Annotated in this window: 28 protein-coding genes and 1 pseudogene; 11 read left to right on the forward strand and 18 right to left on the reverse strand. The window is 36.8% G+C overall.

What is annotated here, in order from left to right:
• Window positions 1–4: 4 nt before the first annotated feature.
• The 5 genes from M1D60_RS16210 to M1D60_RS16230 form a co-directional block, all read right to left on the reverse strand.
• Window positions 5–994 carry an ABC transporter ATP-binding protein gene (locus M1D60_RS16210; protein ID WP_456275875.1) on the reverse strand — a complete coding sequence of 330 codons (990 nt, stop codon included), beginning with the start codon at window positions 992–994 and terminating at the stop codon, window positions 5–7.
• Window positions 994–2,022, reverse strand: a complete 1,029-nt coding sequence (locus M1D60_RS16215; RefSeq protein ID WP_456275876.1) for an ABC transporter ATP-binding protein — start codon at window positions 2,020–2,022, stop codon at window positions 994–996. The genes M1D60_RS16210 and M1D60_RS16215 overlap by 1 nt, the downstream gene beginning before the upstream one ends.
• A gap of 166 nt (window positions 2,023–2,188) precedes the next feature.
• A complete protein-coding gene (locus tag M1D60_RS16220; RefSeq protein ID WP_456275877.1) occupies window positions 2,189–2,974 on the reverse strand; it encodes a DUF2268 domain-containing protein in 786 nt (261 codons plus the stop codon).
• A 134-nt stretch (window positions 2,975–3,108) separates the two neighbouring features.
• The gene (gene fabF / locus M1D60_RS16225) at window positions 3,109–4,347 is read right to left on the reverse strand and encodes a beta-ketoacyl-ACP synthase II (RefSeq protein WP_456275878.1); all 1,239 of its coding nucleotides are present in this window, start codon (window positions 4,345–4,347) and stop codon (window positions 3,109–3,111) included.
• A 57-nt stretch (window positions 4,348–4,404) separates the two neighbouring features.
• The gene (locus tag M1D60_RS16230) at window positions 4,405–5,337 is read right to left on the reverse strand and encodes a beta-ketoacyl-ACP synthase III (RefSeq protein ID WP_456275879.1); all 933 of its coding nucleotides are present in this window, start codon (window positions 5,335–5,337) and stop codon (window positions 4,405–4,407) included.
• Window positions 5,338–5,939: 602 nt separating this feature from the next.
• On the opposite strand from M1D60_RS16230, the gene M1D60_RS16235 reads away from it, so the two are divergent.
• Window positions 5,940–6,215 (forward strand): hypothetical protein, encoded by a 276-nt coding sequence (locus tag M1D60_RS16235; RefSeq protein ID WP_456275880.1) that lies wholly within the window; start codon window positions 5,940–5,942, stop codon window positions 6,213–6,215.
• Window positions 6,216–6,275: 60 nt separating this feature from the next.
• Here the strand turns inward: M1D60_RS16235 and M1D60_RS16240 are convergent, their stop codons facing one another.
• From M1D60_RS16240 to M1D60_RS16255, 4 genes are all read right to left on the reverse strand, one after another.
• A complete protein-coding gene (locus M1D60_RS16240) occupies window positions 6,276–6,461 on the reverse strand; it encodes a ComZ family protein (RefSeq protein WP_456275881.1) in 186 nt (61 codons plus the stop codon).
• Window positions 6,462–6,474: 13 nt separating this feature from the next.
• Complete coding sequence (locus M1D60_RS16245; protein ID WP_456275882.1) at window positions 6,475–7,431, reverse strand: BMP family ABC transporter substrate-binding protein; 957 nt, start codon at window positions 7,429–7,431, stop codon at window positions 6,475–6,477.
• 150 nt (window positions 7,432–7,581) lie between these two features.
• On the reverse strand, window positions 7,582–8,481 hold the full coding sequence (locus M1D60_RS16250) for an NAD-dependent epimerase/dehydratase family protein (protein WP_456275883.1): 900 nt from the start codon (window positions 8,479–8,481) through the stop codon (window positions 7,582–7,584).
• Between the two features lie 148 nt (window positions 8,482–8,629).
• Complete coding sequence (locus M1D60_RS16255; RefSeq protein WP_456275884.1) at window positions 8,630–9,361, reverse strand: hypothetical protein; 732 nt, start codon at window positions 9,359–9,361, stop codon at window positions 8,630–8,632.
• 437 nt (window positions 9,362–9,798) lie between these two features.
• Between M1D60_RS16255 and M1D60_RS16260 the strand changes: the two genes are divergently transcribed.
• Both M1D60_RS16260 and M1D60_RS16265 read left to right on the forward strand, forming a co-directional pair.
• The gene (locus M1D60_RS16260; protein WP_456275885.1) at window positions 9,799–9,987 is read left to right on the forward strand and encodes a YjzD family protein; all 189 of its coding nucleotides are present in this window, start codon (window positions 9,799–9,801) and stop codon (window positions 9,985–9,987) included.
• Between the two features lie 88 nt (window positions 9,988–10,075).
• The gene (locus M1D60_RS16265) at window positions 10,076–10,351 is read left to right on the forward strand and encodes a hypothetical protein (RefSeq protein ID WP_456275886.1); all 276 of its coding nucleotides are present in this window, start codon (window positions 10,076–10,078) and stop codon (window positions 10,349–10,351) included.
• Window positions 10,352–10,404: 53 nt separating this feature from the next.
• Here M1D60_RS16265 and clpB read toward each other — a convergent pair whose 3' ends face one another.
• The 4 genes from clpB to M1D60_RS16285 form a co-directional block, all read right to left on the reverse strand.
• On the reverse strand, window positions 10,405–12,993 hold the full coding sequence (gene clpB, locus M1D60_RS16270) for an ATP-dependent chaperone ClpB (protein ID WP_456275887.1): 2,589 nt from the start codon (window positions 12,991–12,993) through the stop codon (window positions 10,405–10,407).
• 338 nt (window positions 12,994–13,331) lie between these two features.
• On the reverse strand, window positions 13,332–13,511 hold the full coding sequence (locus tag M1D60_RS16275) for a YjzC family protein (protein WP_456275888.1): 180 nt from the start codon (window positions 13,509–13,511) through the stop codon (window positions 13,332–13,334).
• Window positions 13,512–13,969: 458 nt separating this feature from the next.
• Window positions 13,970–14,281: a metal-sulfur cluster assembly factor gene (locus M1D60_RS16280; protein ID WP_456275889.1), complete on the reverse strand. Its 312-nt coding sequence runs from the start codon at window positions 14,279–14,281 to the stop codon at window positions 13,970–13,972.
• 58 nt (window positions 14,282–14,339) lie between these two features.
• The gene (locus tag M1D60_RS16285) at window positions 14,340–15,668 is read right to left on the reverse strand and encodes a Na+/H+ antiporter NhaC family protein (protein WP_456275890.1); all 1,329 of its coding nucleotides are present in this window, start codon (window positions 15,666–15,668) and stop codon (window positions 14,340–14,342) included.
• A gap of 173 nt (window positions 15,669–15,841) precedes the next feature.
• Between M1D60_RS16285 and M1D60_RS16290 the strand changes: the two genes are divergently transcribed.
• The 4 genes from M1D60_RS16290 (at window position 15,842) to M1D60_RS16305 (ending at window position 18,360) form a co-directional block, all read left to right on the forward strand.
• Window positions 15,842–16,660 carry a Cof-type HAD-IIB family hydrolase gene (locus M1D60_RS16290; protein WP_456275891.1) on the forward strand — a complete coding sequence of 273 codons (819 nt, stop codon included), beginning with the start codon at window positions 15,842–15,844 and terminating at the stop codon, window positions 16,658–16,660.
• A 100-nt stretch (window positions 16,661–16,760) separates the two neighbouring features.
• Window positions 16,761–16,913 carry a hypothetical protein gene (locus M1D60_RS16295; RefSeq protein ID WP_456275892.1) on the forward strand — a complete coding sequence of 51 codons (153 nt, stop codon included), beginning with the start codon at window positions 16,761–16,763 and terminating at the stop codon, window positions 16,911–16,913.
• Between the two features lie 3 nt (window positions 16,914–16,916).
• Window positions 16,917–17,120 carry a DUF3813 domain-containing protein gene (locus tag M1D60_RS16300; RefSeq protein ID WP_456275893.1) on the forward strand — a complete coding sequence of 68 codons (204 nt, stop codon included), beginning with the start codon at window positions 16,917–16,919 and terminating at the stop codon, window positions 17,118–17,120.
• Window positions 17,121–17,223: 103 nt separating this feature from the next.
• Window positions 17,224–18,360 (forward strand): hypothetical protein, encoded by a 1,137-nt coding sequence (locus tag M1D60_RS16305; protein ID WP_456275894.1) that lies wholly within the window; start codon window positions 17,224–17,226, stop codon window positions 18,358–18,360.
• A gap of 42 nt (window positions 18,361–18,402) precedes the next feature.
• On the opposite strand, the gene M1D60_RS16310 is transcribed toward M1D60_RS16305, so the two are convergent.
• Together M1D60_RS16310 and fosB are read right to left on the reverse strand one after the other, a co-directional pair.
• Window positions 18,403–18,558 (reverse strand): YpzG family protein, encoded by a 156-nt coding sequence (locus tag M1D60_RS16310; RefSeq protein ID WP_163177445.1) that lies wholly within the window; start codon window positions 18,556–18,558, stop codon window positions 18,403–18,405.
• 117 nt (window positions 18,559–18,675) lie between these two features.
• Complete coding sequence (gene fosB, locus M1D60_RS16315; RefSeq protein WP_456275895.1) at window positions 18,676–19,098, reverse strand: metallothiol transferase FosB; 423 nt, start codon at window positions 19,096–19,098, stop codon at window positions 18,676–18,678.
• A gap of 781 nt (window positions 19,099–19,879) precedes the next feature.
• Here fosB and M1D60_RS16320 point away from each other — a divergent pair.
• A pseudogene (locus M1D60_RS16320) lies at window positions 19,880–20,074 on the forward strand (methyl-accepting chemotaxis protein); the annotation flags it as partial.
• 42 nt (window positions 20,075–20,116) lie between these two features.
• Window positions 20,117–21,064, forward strand: a complete 948-nt coding sequence (locus M1D60_RS16325) for a methyl-accepting chemotaxis protein (RefSeq protein WP_456279467.1) — start codon at window positions 20,117–20,119, stop codon at window positions 21,062–21,064.
• Between the two features lie 362 nt (window positions 21,065–21,426).
• Here M1D60_RS16325 and M1D60_RS16330 read toward each other — a convergent pair whose 3' ends face one another.
• Complete coding sequence (locus M1D60_RS16330; RefSeq protein ID WP_456275896.1) at window positions 21,427–22,308, reverse strand: BsuPI-related putative proteinase inhibitor; 882 nt, start codon at window positions 22,306–22,308, stop codon at window positions 21,427–21,429.
• Between the two features lie 128 nt (window positions 22,309–22,436).
• Complete coding sequence (locus tag M1D60_RS16335) at window positions 22,437–23,282, reverse strand: YitT family protein (RefSeq protein ID WP_456275897.1); 846 nt, start codon at window positions 23,280–23,282, stop codon at window positions 22,437–22,439.
• Window positions 23,283–23,563: 281 nt separating this feature from the next.
• On the opposite strand from M1D60_RS16335, the gene M1D60_RS16340 reads away from it, so the two are divergent.
• Together M1D60_RS16340 and M1D60_RS16345 are read left to right on the forward strand one after the other, a co-directional pair.
• Window positions 23,564–24,424: a DegV family protein gene (locus M1D60_RS16340; protein WP_456275898.1), complete on the forward strand. Its 861-nt coding sequence runs from the start codon at window positions 23,564–23,566 to the stop codon at window positions 24,422–24,424.
• 85 nt (window positions 24,425–24,509) lie between these two features.
• Window positions 24,510–24,641: a DUF3941 domain-containing protein gene (locus M1D60_RS16345; RefSeq protein WP_456275899.1), complete on the forward strand. Its 132-nt coding sequence runs from the start codon at window positions 24,510–24,512 to the stop codon at window positions 24,639–24,641.
• Window positions 24,642–24,674: 33 nt separating this feature from the next.
• On the opposite strand, the gene mscL is transcribed toward M1D60_RS16345, so the two are convergent.
• Window positions 24,675–25,124, reverse strand: coding sequence for a large conductance mechanosensitive channel protein MscL (gene mscL, locus M1D60_RS16350; RefSeq protein ID WP_456279468.1), 450 nt, complete (start codon window positions 25,122–25,124; stop codon window positions 24,675–24,677).
• Window positions 25,125–25,844: the final 720 nt, after the last annotated feature.

Raw genomic sequence — 25,844 nt, forward strand, 5'->3', positions numbered from 1 at the left:
CTCTTTAGTTGTAAAGGTGACATGCAACTCTATGTCCTGGCTTCACCTCCTTTAAAGAAGGAATTACTTGCTGACATTCCGGCATTGCATGTCGACAACGTGGATGGAATGTACAGCCTGAAGGCGGATTGATTGGACTTGGAACATCACCTTCTAAAATAATACGATCTTTTTTCTTTCTTGGGTCCGGCTCAGGTATTGCTGAGATTAGTGCTTGTGTATAAGGGTGTAATGGCTCACTGTAAAGACTATCCTTATCAGCAATCTCTACTAATCCACCAAGATACATAACACCAATTCTGTCACTCATATGCTTTACTACACTAAGGTCATGAGCAATAAATAAGAAAGTTAAATCAAATTCATCTTGAAGCTCTTTTAAAAGATTTAGTACTTGTGATTGTACAGAAACATCTAGCGCAGATACAGGCTCATCCGCAATGATCAGTTTTGGTTTCAGCGCTAAAGCACGAGCAATCCCGATACGTTGACGCTGACCTCCAGAGAATTCATGTGGATATTTATAATAAGCATCTGCAGGTAATCCTACTTTTGTAAGTAATTCCATTACTTCATCTTTAAGATCTTTCTCAGAACGAGTCGTATAGTTACGGATTGGTTCTGAAACTAAGTGTCCAACCATCATAGTTGGGTTTAAAGAAGCATATGGGTCCTGAAAGACCATTTGAAAGTCTTGACGAATTTTTCTAAGTGATGTTCCACGTAGACTTGTAATGTCTTTTCCTTCAAATATAATTTGCCCTTCAGTTGGTTCTAATAACCGTAGGATTGTTCTTCCAGCTGTCGACTTACCACAGCCAGACTCTCCTACTAATCCAAGGGTTTCACCTTTTTTAATTTCAAATGAAATCCCATCAACAGCTTTAACTGCTCCAATTTGGCGTCTAAAAAATCCACCCTTGATTGGGTAATGAGTTTTTAGATTTTTGACTTCTAATAGTATGTCTTTTTCTACTTTAACTGCTTGGCTCATTAGTTTGCCTTCACCCCTTCTTTAGGATAGCTAACGTCATACAGCAAACAGGATACATCGTGTCCTGGGGATACTTCAGCAAGCTGAGGTGTTATTGTTTTACATTCAGCAGTTGCTTGTGGACAACGCTCAGCAAAACGACATCCGACTTGTGGCATGTTAACTAGGGATGGAACAATCCCTTTAATCGTACTTAGTTCTTCAACTTCCTCATCCATTTTCGGAATTGCACCCATTAATAACTTTGTATATGGATGTTTTGGATCATGGAATAATGTATCTACATCTGTTTTTTCAACGATTCTTCCTGCGTACATAACGATTACTTCGTCACACATTTCTGCAACCACTCCAAGATCATGAGTGATTAATAAAACTGACATATCATTTACTTCTTGAATCTCTTTTAGAAGTTCAAGAATCTGAGCTTGTACCGTAACATCAAGAGCAGTTGTTGGCTCATCTGCGATTAACACTTTAGGTTGACATGCAATGGCAATGGCAATCATAACCCTCTGTCTCATCCCACCAGATAGTTGATGTGGATACTCGTCGACAATTTTTTCAGGTCTTGAAATCCCAACACTCTTCAATAGTGCAATACTCTTAAGTCGAGCTTCTTTTTTCGTTAAATCTGTGTGATTTAACAATGCCTCTTGGATTTGAAATCCTATCGTAAATACAGGATTTAATGAGGTCATCGGTTCTTGGAAAATCATTCCAATATCTTTCCCTCGGACTTTATTAATCTCTTTTTCTTTTAATTTAGCTAGATCTCTGTCTTGGAATAGTATTTCACCATTCACAATTTTACCGTTTTCTTTTGGAAGAAGTCCCATAATAGATAATGACATAACACTTTTCCCACAACCTGACTCTCCAACAATACCAATTACTTGCTTAGGTTTTACTGAGAAAGATACGCCATCTACTGCATTATGATACTTACCGCCAATACGAAATCCTGTTTTTAGATCCTTAATCTCTAAGACCGGTGCTCCATTGCTAGGTTTAAGTTTTGCGTTCATTTCAACACCTCTTATTTTAACAATTGAATTTTTTGATAATTCCCAATGTTATCTGAGTTTCATATTATTACAGAATCATTACAATTGCAATACTCTTTTTTAAGAAATAAGTTCCATTTACGCTTAGAAAATTTCAAGAATATTGATAAATCAACTCTTATGGCTTCTAGAAAGGTAGTAATTTACAGATTTTTTTACTAGTTAATTTTTCAACTAATTGTAAAGAATATTTACCTTCGCTTACTAATTGGTTAACAACAAAGTATCCTACTGAATAACCAAGCATATGTGGATAACCATTTGAACCATATAAAATCTCTTGAAAGCGATGATCTGATTTCTTTATGTTGCGATTAGGTAAAATAAGTTCCTTGTACCACTTTTCAAGCTGTTCTGGTTTATAAAGCTCTGTCCAGTATGCATTATACTTTTCCCCACACTCTTCTTTAACTGCATGTTCTGCCAACCCCTCTAGGATAATAGTATCTATAAGTCTGAGTTCTTCATCGTTATGATAAAAATCGTTTAGTCTACATACATGATGATACTCATGTGTTAACAATGCTTTAATTTCTTCTGTGTCTGTAGTGGGAGATAAAAATAGAAATAGTTTATCAAAAAAAGCAAGTCCTGACTTCCCTTTATTTGCTTCCATCATTCTAGAATTTCTCTGATTGATTGGGAAAATAAATATCGGTATATCAGGACCTTTAAATTTTGCTTTTAATGAAGCATACTGTAATTTTACATTTTTCCAATGATTAGCTTGAATAAAATCAGCAACCTCTTTTTTTCTGTTGAAGATGGAAGGCTTATACATGCCGAATAAGCATAAGTTTTCATATATTTCTTTTTGAGAACTGCCACTAAAGTATTGTACTAGTTGTTCACAAAGCTTTACAGGGTTCTCCCCGTACTCAGATAACCATTTTTTTGTGTTAACGACTGCCACTTTTTCCACTCCTCTCATTCAATAACTTTATTATATGAGAGGTAGGTGAAGTTGTTAGCTTACTACGTTAATTATAAATGATAGTAAACAAAAAAGACCTACCAAAATATTTCCATTGGTAGGTACTTCATTAATTATTCGTATTTCTTGAAGATCAATGTTGCATTATGACCGCCAAAGCCAAGTGAGTTACTTAGGACTGCATAAACATCTTGTTTTCGAGCTTGGTCAGGTACATAATCTAGATCACATTCTGGATCAGGTGTCTTTAAATTAATCGTTGGAGGGATGATCCCTTCAGCAATTGCCATTACTGAGAAGATTGCTTCCACTCCTCCGGCTGCTCCAAGTAAATGTCCTGTCATTGATTTTGTTGAGCCTACTGCCATTCTATAAGCATGCTCTCCAAAAACTTCTTTAACTGCCATCGTTTCAAACTTATCATTATATGGTGTACTTGTACCATGGGCATTCATATAAGTAATTTGATCAGGATTTAATCCTGAGTCTTGTAATGCCTGTTGCATGGCTCTAACTCCACCTTCTCCGGCTGGTGCTGGTTGAGTAATATGATAAGCATCTCCTGTTGCCCCGTATCCTACTATTTCTGCATAGATTCGTGCACCTCTTGCTTGAGCATGTTCAAGATCCTCTAAAATTAAGATCCCAGCACCCTCTCCCATTACAAAACCATCTCGCTCTAAATCAAATGGACGACTTGCTGATTGTGGGTCTGGATTAAAGGATAATGCCTTCATCGAACTAAATCCTGCAAATGCCATATTTGTTAACGGCGCTTCAGTCCCTCCAGTTACCATCACATCAGCATCTCCGCGTTGGATAACTTTAAAGGCGTCTCCGATTGAATTAGCACCAGATGCACAAGCTGTTACCGTACATGAATTGATTCCTTTTGCACCAATTGCAATGGAAACCTGTCCTGCTGCCATATCAGGAATCATCATAGGTACATAAAAAGGACTTACACGTCGATATCCCTTAGCCTGGAAATTCTTATATTGCTCCTCATGTGTTTCCATTCCACCAATTCCTGATCCAATCCATACACCTACTCGCGGTGCATTTTCCTCAGTAATTGTTAAGTTTGCGTCTTTTACAGCCATTAACGATGCTGCTAGCGCATATTGAGTAAATCGGTCCATTTTTTTAGCATCTTTTCGGTCCATAAAGTCTTCTGGATTAAAATCTTTAAGCTCTGCAGCAACCTTCGCTGGGAAATCGTCAGGATTTACCCTAGTCAATGGTCCAATTCCAGAAACCCCGTTTATTAAATTATTCCACGTTACATCTAAATTATTTCCGATTGGTGATAGTATACCAAGCCCTGTCACAACTACTCGTTTTTTTTGCATTATAGATACCACTCCTTCATATAAGATCTATATAAGTTTCTGTTTGTTCGGTTGATCCTATCTTCCCCACCGAAGAGCAACCGCTCCCCAAGTTAATCCTCCACCAAAACCTACCATTACTAGAAGGTCGTCATCTTTAATTTTTCCTTTTTCTAGCTCTTCGACAATCGCAATTGGGATCGAGGATGCTGAAGTATTTCCGTATTTACTTACAGTCTTCGCCATTTTTTCTTCTGGTAGCTCAAGACGTTGCCTTGCTGCTTCCATTATTCTAATATTAGCCTGATGTGGAATAAGGAAGTCAACATCCTCTTTGCTTAAGCCAGCTTTTTCTAATACATTAATGCTTGATTCTCCCATTTGACGAACGGCAAACTTGAAAACCTCTCTTCCGTTCATGACAATGTAGTCCTCTTGGTATAAATGCTTAGCTCCACTTCCATCTGAACCCAATTCAAAGGATAAGATACCTCTTCCCTCTGAAACAGGTCCCATAACAGCTGCACCTGCTCCGTCACCAAATAGTACAGCTGTATTTCGGTCATTCCAATCTGTAATCTTTGAAAGCTTTTCGACACCTACAACTAATACGTTCTTGTATACGTTTGATTCAATAAATTGCTTTGCCATGACCATTCCATACATAAAGCCTGCACAAGCTGCTCCAATATCAAATGCTGCTGCATTTTTTGCACCAAGTTTATCTTGAATTAAACAGGCCACTGAAGGAAAAGGATTGTCCGGTGTAACTGTAGCTACCACAATTAAATCAATATCTTCTGCCGTAATTCCAGCATTTACAAGTGCTTTTTCCGCTGCAAAAAATGCCATATCTGAAGTATCTATATCGTCTGAAGCGATTCTTCTTTCTTCTATTCCAGTTCTGGTACGAATCCATTCATCTGAAGTATCAACCATTTGCTCTAATTCATGGTTGGTTACAACTCTTTCAGGCAGATAACGCCCGATCCCAATGATCCCAGCATTCATAAAGAAAACCCCTTTTTCATAATTTATTATCAATTATTATGACTTGGTACTAATTTTATAGTAAATACTTTTATTTTTCAATCTTTTACTTATACTCTTAAAAACTTTGTGGCGATCTATCCTAAGTTCGAATGTTACCTTTCGTGTTTTGTGCAATCAGGTATATTAAAAATTTTTTCAGAAGAGATTTTAGCTTACTAAAATAACCTTGTGAAAAAAATTGAGTTGGTTGGAGTGCAAGGCACTTGACTCCTGCGGGAAGTGAGGGAAGTGTGAGACCCCGCAGGCGAAGCCGAGGAGGCTCACATCCCTCCCCGCGGAAAGCAAGTGCCTGTAACGGAAATCAACGGACCATATTATAATTAAAACTTAAGTTTAAAAGGTAACAAAGTATGCAAAAACAATAGAAGAAAGCACTCTCTTCATGTAAAGTGATAATTTTCTATAATGTAAAAATCCTGCTACTGGGATTCTCTCAAACAATTTAATTGATTTTTAATATAAGGACAGCCGACTAGGGCAAAGTTACATATTATTCATAATTTATATAAGAGACAAATTTGTATATTTTTAATTGGTTAACCATTCAGTAGGAGGTGGAAATGATGAGCGATAATACGAAGGATCGTGAACAGCACCGTTTTGATCAATTAATGTTTGGAGCAAGACGGGTACCTACGCCTCAAAAGGAAGACAAGATCAACGATGAACCAGTGCAAGATATTGACAAAACACCTGATTCAACCTCTACACAAGGAGAATTTGACCTATTTCAGATGCTCCAAAGTGTTGATGAACTAATGGGCAATGTTAAACAATTTAAGCCTATGGTTCAACAGCTTGCTCCACTCTTAGATTTATTTAAGCAAAAAAAATAGACGCTATGCCTTAGCGTCTATTTACTCTTTTACTTTACTGTTGATAATAAACTTAATTATTTAATTGTTGCTTGCGTCTGATTTGCCAAGTTCATAAGCATCAGACATGACCTTTGTTAATAATTCAATGACAGGCTGCATTTTACTCATATCTAATTCAATCCCTGTATCGTCAAGTATCGCTTTAGCCTCTGGTAAGTATTTCATGGCAATTTGCATAAATTGTAGGTTTTTTTCTGAATCCATTTAAACTTCTCCTTTAATCTACTTGATTTGGAAGGTTTCCTGTTTCTTTATAGGCGGTAATTGCCTGATTAATTTGTTCCTTTAACTCTTCACTTACCTCAGTACTATATTTACCCATAGTAATGACTTGATCATCAAAATCAAAATAAAGATTACCACTTTCAAGCTTTCCTTCATTAAACTCCTTAGCAACAACCGTGTAAAGTTGGTCAACATTTTGAACCGTACTTGTTAATACGGTAGCTTCACCTAAATCTGATTGGTCTGAAATATAGCCAATAGCGTAGAGCCCGTTTTGTTTCAGTCGTTCAATTACATGAACATTATACCCATCACCCGCTGGATAAATAACATCCACACCTTCATTTATCATTGTTTCTAATAGTTCAAGTGCCTTTTCTGGATCATCCCAATCCTCTGTATAGCTAATTTCTACCTCTACATCGGGATTTTGGAAAATTGCTCCTTCAAAAAAGCCGTTAACCTCTGGTTGCCATTCAAATGCAGCAATGACTCCCACTTTGTTTGATTTCGTCATTTCACCTGCAACCATACCACCAAAGAATCCCATTGCATCCGCTTTAAAAGTCAAGCTTGTCACGTTGTCACCGCGAACATCTCCATTGAAGCATACAAAATGTATATCAGGATACTTTTCAGCAAGACTATTAAACCACGGAGCATATTCACTCCCATGTCCGAAAATTATATTAACTCCATTTTCGGAAAACTCCTCGATTGCTTTCATTACATCACTTTCATTATTCATACCCTCTTTATAAAATACGTCAACCTCAAACTCTGATTGAATTTTAAGCAATCCTTTATATCCTTTTGTACCCCATACTTGATCATTGACTGTTTCAGGTACCAAAAGACCAACTTTTTCAATCGTTCCAGATGAAGTTGAATTAGCACAACCAGATAAAATAGTAAGTAAGATTAAGAGTGCATAAAGTGGCTTTTTCATATGTAGTCACTTCCTTTATTGAAACCTAGTTTAATGGAAAGGAGTATTCTGCTTATTTCCGCTTTAGCTTGTCCAGAATCATTTTACCCTTTAACCATATAAATGGTAAAGGATAAATCGTTTTTACTCCATAAATCTTCATATTACTCCCTAATTCTTCCATTTCAAATCTGGAAATGATCGTCTAAATTGTCGTTGCCTCTCGATACCTTCTTCTATTAAAACTTGTGGGGTGAAGTCTAGCAGGTTCTTTGCTTTTGAATGATCAAATGTAATTGACTTTTTGCTCTGTTCAAATTCTTTATTATTAATAAGCGAAAGTCCTTTCTCCCAGTCACCTTTTTTACCAGAAGTTACATGGATCGTTTCATTTTGAATCTGAGCTTTGCTTCCTTTAACGAATGCCTCAACTGCATCGCTGATGTATAGTACGTCACCTTTATATTCTACTTTCAATTCTTCTCGAATATCTTCATCCCTATCGTTCAACAACAGTTGATAAACATTGTGTTCAGGCTGACCAGGTCCATAAATAGTTGGGAATCTGAGAATTAAATAAGGAAAACGTTTTTCCTCATATTTCTTTCTTATTAGATCTTCAAGAACAACATACCCTTTTCCTCTTAATGTATTAGGTTTAATAGCTGAGCTTTCCGTAATGACAGCCTGATTCTCATGATCTACTACCTCCATAGAGGATGCGATTATTAACGTTTTGGAATTTGACTGGCAATATTCAATCGCTTTATTCAAATAATCGCTAGCTCTTGTTAGCTCCGTTGCTTCATTTGAGGTTATATTTAAACAATAAAACACGTAGTTAATGTTCTTATCTATATTTCTGTTAAGAAATTGCTCCCATTCTGCTTCCTCGTGACTATGAAAATTAGCATTACGTCCAAATCCCATTTCCATTTCTTCTTTTACCTTTTCTGAGGTAGGGGTAATTTCAAGGTTAACCCCATGAACAATGACTCCATCTTCTAACAGTCTTGTAATTAAATGATAACCAAGAAAACTGAAAGTACCCATTACAATTGCTTCTTCCAACTTAAATGCTCCTTTCTAGCCTCTCCTTCTATTATTCTATGATAGCTAGGAAGCGTTCTATGACGAAATGACGAAAATCACACCTTTCTCCTATTGTTTTCGGCCAGTCATGGTTATTTAAAGCTAAAAAAGCCCAAACTCGGGCTTTTTAAAGCTTTTTTTCATGCTTTCCAAAAAACTGAAGGATGGAGCTACCGATGCCAAACCGTTTCTCATTAACGTGTAAGGTTAATTGAATGGGTGCAGATTCTCTCCTGCTTTGCTCATATTTACGACCTAATACTTTAGATTGGTAAGTTTGCTCTTCTGTCGATATCCATATTTTAACAGGGACGTTAGATTGATAGTCCTCTAGTTTTGGTAATTGAGTCAATTTTTCCTGAAGTAATTGCTCCTCCCAGTCATATGCATCAACCACTTCCTTACTAATCCTCTTGTAGAACAACTTATTTTCTTGTTCATGCTTCAATTGTTCTTGTAGACTTAAACAAGGGTTCAGCATAGCGACAGATCGAACTTTATCATCCATTTCCTCCATTAGCTGAAGTCCAGATAGAGCTCCCATCCCCTCAACTAATAAGTGAATCTGCTCATTTAAAATTTCCCTCTTCATAACTATATGGTACACGCGTTTCGCTAATTTCACAGCTTTAGGTGAACCCCAATTCCGACCAAATAAATTAGAATAGAAAACTGTATATCCATTTCTTAGGAATTGCTCAATGAATGCATATCTTCCAGCATTTTGGATCCAAAAGCTTGAGTGACTATCCACAAAATGATTGCGATCTCCGATGATAAAAATAGCAAAGCCATTTGGGCGTTCCGGCAAATGAACGACGCTCCATTCTTCATCTAATAAAAAATACTGCTGTTCCATATCATTACTCCCCCGCTCAGGCTTGTTCCTGGTTAAGATTCGCGCACATAATAATGTATGTAAACGACCTCCTACTTGAAAGGGGGATTGCCTAATTTTTTATATTCTTTTCTACATAGAAAAATAATTTTAATGCGATATACTGATTCGCTATGACACGCTTTCTTCTTCTCTGTACTTACGGTTTAATTCATTCATTAAATCCGCTAATCTTTGTTTTCCCATTGTTGTTAAGTTTGACTCGTCCTGTTCTAACAGAATGTCAGACATGTGAGCCCCTCCTTATTCAAAAAAAGTTCATAAATTTATTATGACTTCTATACGTATATTTATGTTACTATTTAATCGTATTATTCTTTCTTATTTTTATGGTTTGCTTGTGGTACAATAAGGTTATATGTGTAAAACAATATGTGTTAAGAAATAGAGGTGAATTTATGCGTTACTTGTGGACATTCTTCTGGTCTTTCTTATTAATTCAAATGGTGCTTTATGTAGTGAACTCTATGCAAGGCGGTACATATGACTTTGTACAAGGTTCGATTATTGCAGTAGTCTTCTCTATCCTAATTTTCGTTTTAGGTGATGCTCTAGTACCTAATGACAAAACTCAAAATCATCATTAATTGTCTAACCCTTCAGGCATAAACTTGAAGGGTTTTGTTTATTTTGGTTTATACTATATATAAGAAACTTTTGAAAGGTGAGGGTGATATGACATTAACGAAGAAGGTTTGCTTTTATATTTTAATGGGATCTTTTCTTTCATGGGGGATTTGGATTATAATTGAAATCCTAAATGGGAAAGGCTTTCAATATAATAGCTCGGGACTTTTATTTGGATTAATTCTTACCAGTTTAGCCTTTTTAATTTACTACTTATATTTCAATCTTAAAAAACAAGGGATTATTTTTGGTATCCTAACCGTATGTGGTCTCTTTTCCATTACCATGTTTGTCGTTTCTTACTTTACTAGCTCAGGACATTAAAATAATCCATAACAACCTAAACAGAAAACACCTCCAAATCAGAGGTGTTTTTCTCATTTTAAGATAATATGGTTGTCAGCATAATCAATTGTTACTAGTGAGGAATCCTTCAGGTCACCAGCAATAAGTTTCCTTGCAAGCATGGTTTCAATATGCTTTTGAATAAATCTTTTTAAAGGGCGTGCTCCGTAGGTAACATCATAGCCTTCGTCCACAATGAATTGTTTGGCATCTCTTGTTAAAAGTAGATCAATACGTCTATCCTTCAAACGACTTGCTAAATCAATAATCATTCTTTCAACAATATTTCCTATTTCATTCTTTGTTAAGGGCTTGAATAAAATAATTTCATCCAAACGGTTTAAGAATTCTGGGCGAAAATAGTCTTTGAGTTTTGTGAAAACTTGCTCTCGTGCTTGTTCTCCATTACTGTTTTCGTTAAGCAGGTATTGAGAGCCAATATTAGAAGTCATAATCATAATGGTGTTTTTAAAATCAACGGTTTTACCCTGAGAATCAGTAATTCTTCCATCATCTAGTGCCTGTAATAAAAGGTGAAATACCTCTGGGTGGGCTTTTTCAATTTCATCAAATAAAATCACAGAATAGGGATTTCGACGAACTGCTTCCGTTAGCTGCCCACCTTCTTCATATCCCACATAACCTGGTGGCGCTCCAATTAAACGAGAAACGGCATGCTTTTCCATATACTCAGACATGTCAATTCTAATCATATGTTCTTCACTGTCGAATAGGGACTGTGCTATAGACTTTGCTAATTCTGTTTTTCCAACACCGGTAGGTCCTAAAAATAGAAACGAGCCGATGGGCTTATTTGGATCTTTAATCCCTGCCCTCGCACGTAAAACTGCATCAGCTACTAAGCTAACTGCTTCATCTTGTCCAACCACTCGTTCATGCAGATGGCTCTCTAAATGAAGTAATTTTTCTTTTTCACTTTCGACTAGCTTTGCAAGAGGAATCCCCGTCCATCTAGAGACGATTTCACTAATTTCTTCTTCCGTGACCTCTTCCTTTAACAGACGATTGTGGTCGTTAGCTTTCAGTGTTCTTTCCTCTGCTACTCTTATTTCCTTTTCTAATTGAGGGATACGTCCATGTCTTAATTCTGCTGCACGATTTAAATCATACTCTCCCTCAGCAGCTTCTAAGTCCCGCTTTGCCTTTTCTAAAGATTCTCTAAGTGATTGAGCTCCTTGTATAGCTTCTTTTTCACTTTGCCATTGCTCCCGCATTTTACTGGCTCTCACTTTAAGAACTTCTAGCTCTCTTTGTAAATCTGAGAGCCTTTCTAACGTACCTTCATCATACTCATTACCTATGGCAGCTTCTTCTATCTCTAGCTTCATGATTCGCCTCATCACTTCATCGAGCTCGCTTGGCATCGAATCAATTTCAGTTCGAATCGTTGCACATGCCTCATCTATTAAATCGATGGCTTTGTCAGGCAAAAAGCGTTCTGTAATAAATCGGTTGGACAGGACAGCAGAAGCAACAATGGCTTTATCATGGATATGGACCCCATGATGCACTTCAAACCGCTCTTTTAGGCCTCTTAATATAGAAATGGTGTCCTCCACTGAAGGCTCAGAAACTAGAACCTGTTGAAATCTTCGTTCTAATGCAGGATCCTTTTCCACATACTTACGGTATTCATCTAGAGTTGTAGCCCCAATACAATGTAACTCTCCTCTAGCTAGCATGGGCTTGAGCATATTACCAGCATCTAGTGCGCCGTCTGTTTTACCTGCCCCTACAATGGTGTGTAGTTCATCAATAAATAAGAGAATTTTCCCCTCACTCTTCTTTATTTCATTAAGTACAGCTTTAAGACGCTCCTCAAATTCTCCTCTAAATTTAGCACCTGCTATTAAAGAACTTATATCAAGGGAGAATAACTTCTTGTCCTTTAATCCTTCTGGTACATCCTTTCGCAAGATCCGACTTGCCAGGCCTTCAACAATTGCCGTTTTCCCAACTCCTGGCTCACCGATCAATACAGGATTGTTTTTAGTTTTTCTTGATAAAATCCGAATCACTCTTCTTATTTCTTCGTCTCTTCCAATAACCGGGTCAATTTTACCCTGTTTTACTTCTTCCACTAAATCTCTTCCATATTTCTCAAGTACTTCATACGTCGCTTCTGGATTCGTACTTGTCACTCTTTGGTCACCTCTTATTTCTTGAATAACTTTTAACAACCTTTCTTTTGTTAAATGAAACTTCTTATATAATAGATACACATCACTTCTTTTGTCTTCCTCCGCAAAAGCCAGTAACAAATGCTCTACTGAAATATACTCATCCTTATAAGAATGACAATACTCCTCTGCTTTAAGAAAGGCTTTTTGAAGTAGGCTTGATATATACACCTTACCATTTTCTACTCCTATACCATTAACAATTGGTTTTTTTTGCAATAAATGATCAATTTGGTTTATAAAATCTTTCCGATCAATGTCTACTTTTTTACAAATTGAAGGAAAAATCCCTTCGTTTTGATTAGAAAGAATGTAGAGAATATGTAACTGATCTACTTCTGGGTGAGAAAGTCTGGTTGCTAGCTTCTGTGCTCCTAATAATCCTTCACGAAGTCGCTCTGTTAACTGATTAGAATTCATGGTAACACGCCCCCTGACTATTCTTTTTATATATAATCTGTTTCGTATAGATTGTTGCTTTTGGTAAACTTTGTTAAAACACTGAGATGATTGGAGCGGAAGGCACTCGACTCCTGCGAGGAAAAAGGAAAGAGCTTTTTCTCCGGAAGTAGAGGAAAGGCTGAGACCCTCCAGGCGTAGCCGAGGAGGCTCAGATTCCTCCCCGCGGAAAGCGAGTGCATGCAGTGGAAATCATCGGACCCAGTATAAATTAATTTTTCTTTTAAAATAGCATCAATGTTTTAGAAAAGAGCCCATTATATATGTAAAGCCACCTCGATAAAGAGATGGCTTTTTTCTTAAGGCTTTCGCTTATAGCTCCATTTTCGATTGTGGTTACTTGTTTCAGGAAAAGTATCTCCTGCTTTTAAACGAATCTGTTTAGGATTCATAACCATACTCCCTGTTTCACCAATCTCCACATACACACCATTATTAGGAGCTTTCTTTCCTGGCATAAATTCACGACTTTGTCCCATTATGCACCCTCCTTTTTTTATTGGTTGCACGATATATTGTACCCTCTTCAATTGTTTTTTTTCATAAAGCTCTCACTTATTGATGATCAAATATTGGTACATACTGATTTTCATTCTTTAATTTAGTTATTATGATTGTATATGTATAAGCAAAGAAAAAAATTCCGAATCGGGTTATATGTTTTTTAACTACTTGTTATTTCCTTACCTTTTCAGAGGGCTCTGTTAATGTTTGTTGTTGATTTCCGTTCCAGGACACTCGCTTTCCGCGGGCGGGTTCGGGAGCCTCCTCGGCGTTATCGCCTGCGGGGTCTCCTTCACCACGCTTCTCCCGCAGGAGTCTCGCGTCCTTCCACTTCAATCAACTCTGCTAAAAATCAACACTGTACTTTATCACAACTTTCAGAGAAATGAAAAAGCTGACAAATGTTAAAATTCGTCAGCCTTTTCTTTCATTGTTAATCAGCTACACCTAAAGCAATCTTTGCATAACGAGACATTTTATCCTTTGTCCAAGGAGGACTCCAAACAATACTTACTTCTGTTTCTTTCACTTCTGGTAAGTCTGATAATGCTCTTTTTACTTCATCGGCAATTGTACCTGCCAGTGGACACCCCATTGAAGTGAGTGTCATCGTAACTGTAGCTACCCCATTTTCATCTAAATCGACACCGTATACTAGCCCCAAATTAACAATATCAACGTTTAACTCTGGATCATTTACGGTTTCTAATGCGCCATAGATACTTTCTTCCATTGCTTGATCCATCTTTTCAGCCCCTTTCAAATTCTTTCTAACATAAGTATACCCCACAACTTCTAAGGTTTTAAGTCATCTGCTCGACTACTTCTGCTTTTAATAATTTATCATTTCTTTTAGACATATGATAAGAAACGATAAAAGTTACAATTGGTAAACACCATAAAAAAATCGCATATATAAGATAATCAACTAAAGGGACTCTCACGATTGCACTACACATAATTGCTAATACACTCCAAGGAATCATCCCAGCAAACAGCATGGATGAATCCGCCATTACCCTTGCTAGCTGTTCCTTTTGATTGGAATCTGACCAAGCTGGTAAAAATGTTCTACCTGTTAGGATAATCGGAAGGGTCTGGTTACAAGCCAATAGTGAAATAAATATTGTAGCAAACATGGTTTTCCAAGTCTTAGCTATTAATGTGTCCTTTGAACTGAGCCACCTCATCAGGATAGACTGAAATATTCCTAAGGCCTCAACAATCCCATTAAAAGCACCAGCTAAACCAATAAAGGCTACTAAGGGTAGCATCTTCTTAAGACCTCCGCCAGATGATTCAGTACCACTCCAAAATAACTCCAATTCAAGAGGAGTTTTATGAAGAAACATGATTAGGATTACAGCTACAATTGTACTTAGCAAAAAACAAGTCTTAATATTCACTCTAAATAATGCAAACAATAATAGTAAAAGGATGGGTAGCATTACTAACATATTTCCCTCAAAACCTTTCATTATGACAGATGTTTTTTCCGGAGTTGTTGTAAGATCTGTCACAACAAAAAACAAGAGAGATAAACCAATTCCAATACACCCCGTTCTCCAAAGTGTTCTTTGAAAGAGCTTCCTGTCAATCTCAAGCGTATTCGACAACAGCTGATTGGCGCTAGAAAATGGAGAGGTACGGTCTCCAACAAATGCACCAGATACTAAAGCACCAGCAGTTACTTCAATGGATAATCCCAATGACATGGCTGCACCAATAATTGGAATTCCTATTGCACTCAAGGATCCTACACTAGTTCCAAGAATCATGGAAACAAATAGCGTACTAATAAATGCAGAAATAAAAAAATAATCTGGATTAATAATTGAAAGAATCAACTGAACCATACCATCAATTGTCCCAGCAGCCTGCCAAGCTGGGAGTAGTAAGCCCACTAATAATAGAATCAGCATGACTTCCTTTGTTTTCATAAAACCACGAAAAGCATAGCCTCTCAATTCACTAAAAGTGATTCCTTTTCTCAAACAAATGAATACTAAAAATAGAAATCCTGGCGTAAAACCTACTAGTAATAACAAATCCAAAAATATGGACGAAGCAATCCCAATCAATGTAACAAGGATAATAGAAGCGACTTCTGTAATGGTAAAGTGATTATTCATTTATATTAGACACCTACTTAAATATTTTCGAAAAGTGGACAATCGATTTTAAAAAACGGTAAACTGAAATTAGCTTACCATAAAACCAATATTTCTCTATCCATTGCTATTATACTTCATAAAGCAAAGGCTTGAGGAGATATGTTAAAAAGTACATATACGAGGAGAAACGTATGATTAAACCACATTTAATTGCTGTTGATTTAGATGGAACGCTATTAACTGATGAAAAAGTAATCTCAACCCGTACAAAGCTCGCCCTACAAAATGCAATGAAGCAAGGGCACCATGTGGTTATTGCCACTGGTAGACCTTTTCGTTCAAGCCATGGGTACTATAAAGAACTTGGTCTTTCCAGCCCTATTGTTAACTTTAATGGAGCGTTTGTCCACCACCCTACCTCTTCATCCTGGAGGACTTACCACTCACCTATTGATATTAAAACAGCTCAGCAAATTGTAGAGGCAAGTGAAAATTTTACGATTAAAAATATTTTAGCAGAGGTCATGGATGATGTTTACTTTCATTATCATGATTCACATTTTATTGACCTATTTAGCGGTGGAAGTACGAATGTATCTACAGGGAATTTACGTGAAACACTTTTAAACGATCCTACTTCAATTCTCATTCATGCTGATGAAAATAAAGTTTCTGAAATAAGAAAGCACTTATCGGATGTTCATGCTGAGGTAATCGATCATCGTAGGTGGGGTGCGCCTTGGCATGTAATTGAAATTGTCAAATATGGATTAAATAAAGCAGTCGGATTAAAGCGAATTGCAGAGCATTATCAGGTGCCAACAGACAGAATTATAGCCTTTGGCGATGAGGATAATGACCTTGAGATGATCGAATATGCGGGCCACGGAATTGCTATGGGAAATGCTATTGATCAGCTTCGAAATATATCCACACATGTGACAAAAACGAATGAAGAAGATGGCATTGCTGTTTATCTTGAAGAAGTTTTAGGCTTATCAAAACAATAACTATACTGCTAAATTATCTCTGGAATAGGTTTTCCCTTTCCTTCACAAGCTATATCATGACGCTTCGTTAAGCGTTATATTCTTTAAGGGGGAATCACTCATGGGTCGAAGCAGTAAATCAAAACGCTTTGTACAAAAAGGTAAAGATTTTATAACCAAGCATGATGAAAAATTCCCGTACCATTCAACATTAGCAGAAGCTGAAGAAAAAAAGCTTGAAAATGTAGAAAAAAGCTCATATGGAGGCGTATAAAGTATGGCTAACCAGCTCTTTCAAAAAGCTCGTGAATCCGTAGCAATTGCAAAGCAAGCCTCCAATGGAAGCAACAACTCGGTTGATGTAAATCAGGCAATCGATGTGGCAAAAAATGCACTTTCTTCAGCCTATGCTAATTCTACTGTAGCTGAACAAGAACAATTAAGAGAGCTTCAGAATGAGTTAGATCAGATCCAATCATAATAATCTGGGGTCCTACGGATGAGTTCCGTAGGTCCCTCTTTTCATATACATTTAGTTCTGTTACTATTTAAATTATCTGAACTACCGGGGAGAAGCTACATTAATGAAAGTTATTTCTTTGAAAAATAAATCCAATGAGCATTATTATCCTATAGATTTAATTGATACATCCTTATTCTATTTGTCAAAAACAACAACCATATTTCCAATTGCTGATTTTACGGTCTTTGAAAAAAAGGGACAACGTTCTAAAGCCATCCACTCAGTGAAGGATGCTATTGAATTTCCATACGAATTTCCGTACTTAAATTATGCCGTTAGAATCATGTCGACGAATCAGGTATTTTATACCTTTTATCGCTTTCATTTAATTAGTAAGGAACTATCCGAAATTGGTTCGGTTCATTTTTCTTATGATGCTGAGTTAGAGGGTATTTTTATGACTGAAACCGAGGTAATGTATCTTGTTAGGAAGATGGATCCAAATGATTATGAAGATGAAGTTACTTACTATTTGTTTGATGCGAAAAAAGAAAAGCAGTATGTGATTCATGACAACAGCTTACAGGATTCTATATCTACTCCAACCATTTTTAATCACCAAGGAGAGGCCTACCTACTGCTTAATCCCTACTATTCAGAAACTTGGGAAAAAGAGGATCAGGCTAAATATCAAGAACTCCAAAAAACAAATGAATTTATCGGCGTACTTCCTTTAAAGCAGTATATAAAAAATATAAAAGCGGATTTCCCAATATCACCTACCATTATTGAAGAAATTAATCAAAATGGATTTGTACGAGTAATCGCAGAAAATGAAGATTTTATTTATTATATTAGAAAGAACTTCCCTTCAAAAAAGGAAGAACTAGTTGAACTATCTAAAGATAGCTTTCTGAAAAAAAGCTATCCTCTACCTAGTGGATTCTCCTATCATTCAATTCGCATTTTTAACGATACTGTTTATTTTGTTTCAACTGATGAGGATTACTTTTATTCTCCGATGAAGAAGGAAATATTTAGACTAGAGCATACTTATTTTCAGCATTTGCCAGGGGTAATGAACGTATATGTTCACTATTTAGATGAGCAGTACATTGTCGCAGATTGCTGGACTAGGAATCATGGAGAGGATTTATTTTATGTAGCCATCATTGATAAACACGCAAGAGATATTCAGTACTTTAAAGATAAAGCATTAGGCTGTGAGGTTTTTGACCAGACAGTTGTCATATATTAAGAAAGAAGACAAAATGTCTTCTTTCTTTTTTTTAGAAATACCTTAAAACATCCTGTGTGCCTTTGCATTACTTAAAGCTCTGATAATAGACTGTGATCGCATTGTGTGTCCATTAACCTGAGAGCTAGCGTGCTTCGGTCTTGTCCAATTATGGTGAAACAGTTGAGAATGTGGATCTAAATGATCTTTATAACTCATGCGTACTCACCTCATCGTTAGGATAGGAATTTCTAAAACAAAGCTGATATTACAAGGAATATCAGTACTTAATATGTGGAGTAAAGCAAGAATTCATACATACAATTTCGGTCTTTCCTACTCAAAAAAATTGATATGATGTTTTTCCTCTCTGTAATATTTTAATCTGTCCTGTAAAGTTCCGGTATGGAATTCTAACTTGTGACCATCAGGATCAGTAAAATAGATCGATTTTTTGTCTTTTTCATCTCTTTTTCGTCCTTCTAAGATGTTTACATTCAGTCTTTCTAGCCTTTGAACCAGTTCTTCAAAGTCCTTATCTTCCACTGTAAAAGCAATATGGGTATAAGATTCACTTATCTCATTACGGGGAATATCCTGTTCGAGATTAAGTGCAATCCATAAACCATTTAAATCAAAATAAGCAGTCGTTCTACCCTTTGCCACTAATTTAGCCTCCAGTACCTCCTCATAAAAAAGTATCGACTTCTTTAGGTCAGATACTGAAAATAAAAGATGGTTAACTCCCTTTATAGTCAATTCATTCACTCCTTGCTTAATATTATATGTTTATGTCAATTAACATTTGGTATTTCAATTTTATTTTCCTTATTTTGGATTTAACCCTTCTAAGTATAATGATTTTATGAACATATAGGAATAGATTACTACTTCAGAATTTTTAAAATAGGAATCCACGGTGATACCCGAAAACTAACAACACTGACAAAATAAAACTAAGACAAATGAATAAGATTCCTAAGCGATTTTAAGATGATTTTCAAATGTTTTAGAACATACTTCAGGTGGGGGAGCCTAAAAAATGAAATCTATACGTACAAAATTATTACTAGGATTTGGTATTGTTCTTTTATTAGTCGTCTTTATGTCAGTTTTTACAGTAATCAATACAAGTAATTCAAACAATCTCGCTGAGGAATTAGTTACTGATGATCTAGAAGAGTTAATCATTTATCAAACTCTTCGATTCAATATGGCAGAGCGTATTGCTGTCACACGAGGATATTTATTATACGGTGACCAAGAATTAAAGGAAAAGTTCTTTGCTTATACGGAGGAAAGTAAGCAGCTAGAGGAACGTTTAGATGAATACTTATCAGAAACAGAGCGTCCATTAGCAGAAGAAATCATTCAGAAAAGCATCGCTTGGGGAGATTTCATTACTGAAAATGTTTATGGTGTCTATGAGACTGACATAGAAGCTGCCACTGAAAATAATAAGACAGCCAGAGAAAAATCAGTTGAGATCATGGATTTATTAGGAAAAGCAGTTAATGAAGAAAGCCAAACAGTTCAAACTATGGGTAAAGATATATTAAGTACTGGAAAAGCAACTGAAACTTCTAATATTATTATATCTATTATTGTTATATTAGCAGGAATTGGAATTGCACTTGTCGTTGCAAAGATCATCGTTAAGCCAATTCTACAAGTAGTAGATCGTTTGCAAACTGTTGCTAGCGGAGATTTCTCTGGACAGGATATGGTGACCACTTCTAAGGATGAAGTCGGTACACTTATAAGAACGATGAACAAAATGGTGAATGAATTGCGTAGCGTCATTGAGCAGGTTCGTTCTACCTCTGAACAAGTAGCAGCCTCTTCTGAAGAGTTGACGGCTAGCGCAGAGCAAACAAGTACTGCTACCGAACAAATTTCTACGGCTATTCAAGAGGTATCTGAAGGATCTAATCAACAGGTGTCAACGGTGAAGAAGTCCAGTGATATTGTGTTAGAAATCTCAAAAGGCATGAATCAAGTTGCCGCGTCTATTCAATCTGTTGCAGAACTTACTGTTGAGACAACTGAAAAGTCCACAGAAGGTAATGAAGTCGTAAACCGTACAATCCAGCAAATGAATAATGTACAGCAACAAGTTTCTGACACCTCTCAAATCATTAATTCTTTAGGTGAAAAGTCAAAAGAAATTGGTCAAATCGTAGATCTAATTGGTCAAATAGCAAACCAAACAAATCTATTAGCATTAAATGCTGCTATTGAAGCAGCTAGAGCAGGTGAACATGGCCGTGGATTTGCAGTCGTTGCAGATGAAGTAAGAAAGCTTGCTGAACAATCAGGACTTGCTGCAGCACAAATTGGAAGCTTAATTGGGGATATTCAATCTGAAACATTTAAAGCTGTCGAATCGATGGAAAAAGGTACTTCATCTGTTAACGACGGAATTGTATTGGTCAACCAAACAGGACTATCATTTAAAGACATCACAAACATGATAGAGGACATTTCATCACAATCACAGGAAGTATCAGCAATTGTCGAAGAGGTTACTGCTGGTTCAACAGATATGGTGGAATTGATTGAAAACGTGGCTAATATTAGTGAGCAATCAGCTGGTAATGCCCAAAATGTAGCAGCATCAGCAGAAGAGCAGCTTGCATCAATGGAGGAAATCTCATCCTCTGCAAATTCCCTATCTATAATGGCTGAAGATCTACAAAGTCTGGTGAGAAAGTTTAAGATTTAAGCTAAAGGTTTACCCTGGCTATGGCATACAAGATTCGAGTATCCTTTTAATATAAGGCTGTTTTAAATAACAATGTAGATTTTTGCACTGTTGATTGAAGTGGAAGGACGCGAGACTCCTGCGGGAGAAGCGGTACAGGTGAGACCCCGCAGGCAAAGCCGAGGAGGCTCACCGACCGCCCCGCGGAAAGCGAGTGTCCTGTAACGAAAATCAACACTTATGTTTAACAAAGTTTAATATAAACATCCTACAAGAAAGAGCAAGGCACCTATTTAGACAAGGGCCTTGCTCTATTTTAAGGCTAATTTTGTATAGCGAGTCTAAATGTCACGATAGCAACAAATTTTCGAAAAGAGTCTTATTTAAAACTTTTCTAAAGTTACAAAATAAGAATTTACAATTGAATCATCCTTCGCACTTCGTTCGTAAATATGTGCAGTTAATGTAGCATTCGTAGGTAACTGATCCTTTGGAATAGAAATCTTTAGCTCAAATTCTGACCAAGATGGAGCTCCTTCGTCTGCAAAAAAAGGTGTTTCCTGAATTAACTGGTTATGCCCATCCTCCACTGCATACAAAAATACAGCTTCAAAAACTCGTGCCTCACCCTTTATTACGTATTCTCCGTTGCTACCTGTGGCTTCGATGTTTCTAAAAGCAACATTCTCTTTATTCTTCGTATCCTTATCAGCTTCACTAGTATCTTCCTCTTTAGAAGATTGTGACTGAGCAATTTCTTCAAGCGTAAAACTCTCCTCAGCTTTAAATGCACCTTCGTCTGTTTTCTCTCCATTTACCTCGATTGGAATCACTGTAGCAACTACAGAATAATTTCCTGGCTGTACTTTCTCACCATTTGTTTGATAATCCCATTTGTCTTCAAAGGTAAGCTTCTCACCTGCATCAAGCTTCAATGTCTCTAATGCCATCGTGAACATTCTGCCTTTTGAAAAACGGTACACTTCTTTGCCCTCAGCATTTCTTACCACGATTTCAAACTTCTGGCCTGATGAAAAAGTTAGGTCAGTAGGTTCATTGGATTTATTTTGAAGGTGAATCGTGAACATAACCTCTTCCTCAGTCGAGTTGACTTCCAGAGTTGCTTCAAAATCAGCTAAATCAATCGTTGGTGAGGTTGTTTCTGTTGACTCTTCGTTATTTGAACTTCCAGTTGTTTCTTGATTCGTTGAAGCGCAACCTGTCAATATCATCACCAAACTTACTATATAAATAATCCCTTTCATTAAAATTCCTCCTGTTAAATCCACTATTTATAATTATCGTCGTTTATTGGTTTAAAAGGTTACAAAAAATAGGTAAACGGTTAGGTTATGAATCGATAAAAGTTTCGTGGAAAATTTTTAATCGCTTACTAACTGTCCCTACGGAAAAAGCCAAACACACCAGTTGACTGAACAATATTAGTAAAAGCATTTTGATCCACTTCTTTAATCGTTCTCTCTAAGTCATATAATTCATATCTAGTTATTACGATCATCATCATTTCTTTTGATTCATTCGTAAACGCACCTTTTGCCGGTATGATGGTAATTCCTCTAACTAGCTTTGTTTGGATCGCCTCTTTTAGCTCATTACTCTTTTTCGTAATAATCATAGCTGTTAGTTTTTCATGTCTTGTATGAATTGCATCAATGACTCGAGTGGATACATACAAAGCTACTAGTGTATAAAGTGCCTGCTCCCAATCATATAAAAGTCCTGCGGCCACAATAATCACTGAATTCAAGGTAAAAATGTACGTACCAACTGGTCGATCCTTCATTCTTGATAACACCATTGCAATAATATCCAATCCTCCAGTGGAAGCCCCCCACTTTAAGGTCAGTCCTACCCCGACTGCCACAATTACACCACCGAATACAGCATTGAGGAATATATCACCTGATACAGAGTGAACAGGAATGAGTTCCAAAAAAAATGTAGTAAGTGCAACACTAATAAAACTATATAGAGTAAAAGATTTCCCAACCTTTTTCCAACCTAAAATGGTAACTGGAATATTTAAAATAAACAGAAGTATACCTGTTGAGATATGAAATGGAGTATAGTCTTGAATAAGACTTGCAATTAGCTGTGAAACCCCTGTAAACCCACTCGCATATACGTGTGCAGGTATCAAGAAGAGATTTAATCCGACTGCATTTAATAAGGCTCCAATTATCACAATAATAATCTTTTTACTCTCTCCTAAAATCATGGAAAAGCCCCCTTATTATCCCTATAGCCTTAATGTTACCTATTCAAAGCTTTTGAAACGGGATTTTTAAAGTTTTTCATGGAATTTGTTTGATCAACGCATAATAAAGGTATTATTAAAACCAAGTTTAGTGAAACTCTTACTCATTAGGTGATGATTACCGGAATGCCAAATCCTATAAGCACATCTCAATTCTATGACACATCAAATTTACGAAAACATCTTAAAATAATAATGTGAAAATCCCTGATTACATATATAATGCAAATAGAGGTGATGAAATGTCGATTAAACTTTTAACAGATAGTGGTTGTGATTTAACTAATGAATGGCTGAACAATGAAAACGTTCACTTATTTCCATTAGTCGTACATTTAGACGGAGAAGATTATTTTGATATGGAGACCATCCATTCTTCAAAAATTTATGACGCTATGAGAAATGAGCGTGTTCCCAAAACATCGCAGGTCCCCCCAACACGGTTTGAGGAAACCTTTACTAAATTAGCGGAAGAAAAAGCGGAAGTTTTGTATGTAGCTTTCTCATCTGGGTTGTCAGGTACATATCAAACGGCTAGTATGATGGCAGACCAGGTTAAAGAAAATTATCCAGATTTTAAAATAACCGTCTTAGATACGAAGTGTGCTTCTCTGGGGATGGGGTTAGTTGTTGTAAAGGCAGCAGAACTCATTAAAAATGGACATTCCTACGAGGAAGTAGTGGAGCAAACCACTTTCTTCGCTGAGCATATGGAGCATATTGTAACTGTTGATAACCTCGAATACTTAGCAAGAGGTGGTCGAGTATCAAAAGCATCAGCGTTCGTTGGTGGCTTATTAAATATCAAACCCCTCCTCCATATGGATTCCGGTAAGCTGATACCTATCGAAAAAATCAGAGGACGTAAAAAGGTTCTACAAAGAATGATCGATGTTATGATAGAGCGTGGACAAGATCTAACGGATCAAACAATTGGGATTAGCCATGGAGATGATGAGGTAACTGCTCTTGAATTAAAAGAGAAAATTTCGGAGCAATTAGGCTGCAAATCATTTATGATTACCCAGATTGGATCTGCTATTGGCTCCCATTCAGGTCCAGGTACCATTGCACTCTACTTTTCAAATGAGTTGAATAAATAGGTTTGAAGATTCTAAAATTCCTTACATAAAGTAAAGAATTTTGAGTCACGCTAAGGATGTACTTTATCTTGAGAGGAGCATCTTTATGCGTAACACAAGTGATAACGATAAAAAGGCTTTTGATAATAATGCACACCGTGCCCAAAAGAATGAAGAACGAGAAGAAAATCGTCAAAAGGGTAAACGTCAATACTCAAAGAAGACCGATCATTTATAAGAGCTTGGCAATTTTGCCAAGCTTTTTGTATACCTAGGTAGAGGCCGAGAGTAAGTCTGCTGTACATTGTGGGCATTTTACTGCCTTTAATGGAATAGCTGTAACACAGTAGGGACATTCTTTAGTGGAAGGTGCAGCAGGAGCCTTCTCTTCTTTTCTCTTAAGTCTATTGATTTGACGAATCACAAGAAAAATAATAAAGGCAGTAATGATAAATTGAATAATATTGTTTATAAACACACCATAGTTAATGGTTGCAGCCCCGGCCTCCTTTGCCTCAGATAACGTCTTATACTCTTCTTTCCCTAATGTAAAGAATAAATTCGTGAAATCCACTTTCCCAAACAACATTCCGATGGGTGGCATCACAACATCATTCACCAGTGAAGATACAATTTTATTGAATGCACCCCCAATAATGACCCCTACAGCTAAATCAATCACATTACCCTTTACAGCAAATTCTTTAAATTCTTTAAAGATACCCATTTCATCTCTCCTTCCTCTATTACTTTGTACAAAAAAAGCCTGCAATATTTGTAAATCGTTCACTTGAGGAAGAAACAAAATAAAAGGTGAACCTTCTTAAGTAGATGATGGGCAAACCAAGCCACGAATAGTTTGGAAGTGGTCTTCACGGTGCTGATGAAGGACATTTCGAGCTAGAACCAGTTAGCTTTTGTCCTTCATGATGCTGATGAAGGACTTCTCAAGCCACAAACAGGGAGCATTTGTCCTTCATAATGCTAATGAAGGACTTCTCAAGCCGAAAATAGTGAGCATTTGTCCTTCATGTTACTGATGAAGGACTTCTCAAGCCACGAACAGTGAACATTTGTCCTTCATGATGCTAATGAAGGACTTCTCAAGCCACAAACAGGAAGCAATTGGCCTTCATGATGCTAATGAAGGACTTCTCAAGCCACAAACAGTGAGCAATTGGCCTTCATGATACTGATGAAGGACTTCTCAAGCCACAAACAGGAAGCATTTGTCCTTCATGATGCTAATGAAGGACTTCTCAAGCCACAAACAGTGAACAATTGGCCTTCATGATGCTAATGAAGGACTTCTCAAGCCACGAACAGTTAGCATTTGTCCTTCATGGAGCTAATGAAGGACTTCTCAAGCCACGAACAGTGAACAATTGGCCTTCATAAAACAGAAAAATAGAAATCAAGCAATATTTACCCAATAAAAAAA

Source organism: Bacillus sp. AK128 (genome assembly GCF_053903075.1).

Coding starts and splice junctions, on each gene's coding strand:
- M1D60_RS16255 (WP_456275884.1), bottom strand. CDS start 9,361: ATGGAACAGCAGTATTTTTTATTAGATGAAGAATGGAGCGTCGTTCAT.
- M1D60_RS16280 (WP_456275889.1), bottom strand. CDS start 14,281: ATGGATCAAGCAATGGAAGAAAGTATCTATGGCGCATTAGAAACCGTA.
- M1D60_RS16210 (WP_456275875.1), bottom strand. CDS start 994: ATGAGCCAAGCAGTTAAAGTAGAAAAAGACATACTATTAGAAGTCAAA.
- M1D60_RS16340 (WP_456275898.1), top strand. CDS start 23,564: ATGTCGATTAAACTTTTAACAGATAGTGGTTGTGATTTAACTAATGAA.
- M1D60_RS16295 (WP_456275892.1), top strand. CDS start 16,761: ATGGGTCGAAGCAGTAAATCAAAACGCTTTGTACAAAAAGGTAAAGAT.
- M1D60_RS16235 (WP_456275880.1), top strand. CDS start 5,940: ATGATGAGCGATAATACGAAGGATCGTGAACAGCACCGTTTTGATCAA.
- clpB (WP_456275887.1), bottom strand. CDS start 12,993: ATGAATTCTAATCAGTTAACAGAGCGACTTCGTGAAGGATTATTAGGA.
- M1D60_RS16275 (WP_456275888.1), bottom strand. CDS start 13,511: ATGGGACAAAGTCGTGAATTTATGCCAGGAAAGAAAGCTCCTAATAAT.
- M1D60_RS16260 (WP_456275885.1), top strand. CDS start 9,799: ATGCGTTACTTGTGGACATTCTTCTGGTCTTTCTTATTAATTCAAATG.
- M1D60_RS16290 (WP_456275891.1), top strand. CDS start 15,842: ATGATTAAACCACATTTAATTGCTGTTGATTTAGATGGAACGCTATTA.
- M1D60_RS16325 (WP_456279467.1), top strand. CDS start 20,117: ATGGTGAATGAATTGCGTAGCGTCATTGAGCAGGTTCGTTCTACCTCT.
- M1D60_RS16300 (WP_456275893.1), top strand. CDS start 16,917: ATGGCTAACCAGCTCTTTCAAAAAGCTCGTGAATCCGTAGCAATTGCA.
- M1D60_RS16310 (WP_163177445.1), bottom strand. CDS start 18,558: ATGAGTTATAAAGATCATTTAGATCCACATTCTCAACTGTTTCACCAT.
- M1D60_RS16335 (WP_456275897.1), bottom strand. CDS start 23,282: ATGATTTTAGGAGAGAGTAAAAAGATTATTATTGTGATAATTGGAGCC.
- M1D60_RS16230 (WP_456275879.1), bottom strand. CDS start 5,337: ATGAATGCTGGGATCATTGGGATCGGGCGTTATCTGCCTGAAAGAGTT.
- fabF (WP_456275878.1), bottom strand. CDS start 4,347: ATGCAAAAAAAACGAGTAGTTGTGACAGGGCTTGGTATACTATCACCA.
- M1D60_RS16305 (WP_456275894.1), top strand. CDS start 17,224: ATGAAAGTTATTTCTTTGAAAAATAAATCCAATGAGCATTATTATCCT.
- M1D60_RS16330 (WP_456275896.1), bottom strand. CDS start 22,308: ATGAAAGGGATTATTTATATAGTAAGTTTGGTGATGATATTGACAGGT.
- M1D60_RS16345 (WP_456275899.1), top strand. CDS start 24,510: ATGCGTAACACAAGTGATAACGATAAAAAGGCTTTTGATAATAATGCA.
- M1D60_RS16240 (WP_456275881.1), bottom strand. CDS start 6,461: ATGGATTCAGAAAAAAACCTACAATTTATGCAAATTGCCATGAAATAC.
- M1D60_RS16215 (WP_456275876.1), bottom strand. CDS start 2,022: ATGAACGCAAAACTTAAACCTAGCAATGGAGCACCGGTCTTAGAGATT.
- M1D60_RS16245 (WP_456275882.1), bottom strand. CDS start 7,431: ATGAAAAAGCCACTTTATGCACTCTTAATCTTACTTACTATTTTATCT.
- M1D60_RS16285 (WP_456275890.1), bottom strand. CDS start 15,668: ATGAATAATCACTTTACCATTACAGAAGTCGCTTCTATTATCCTTGTT.
- M1D60_RS16265 (WP_456275886.1), top strand. CDS start 10,076: ATGACATTAACGAAGAAGGTTTGCTTTTATATTTTAATGGGATCTTTT.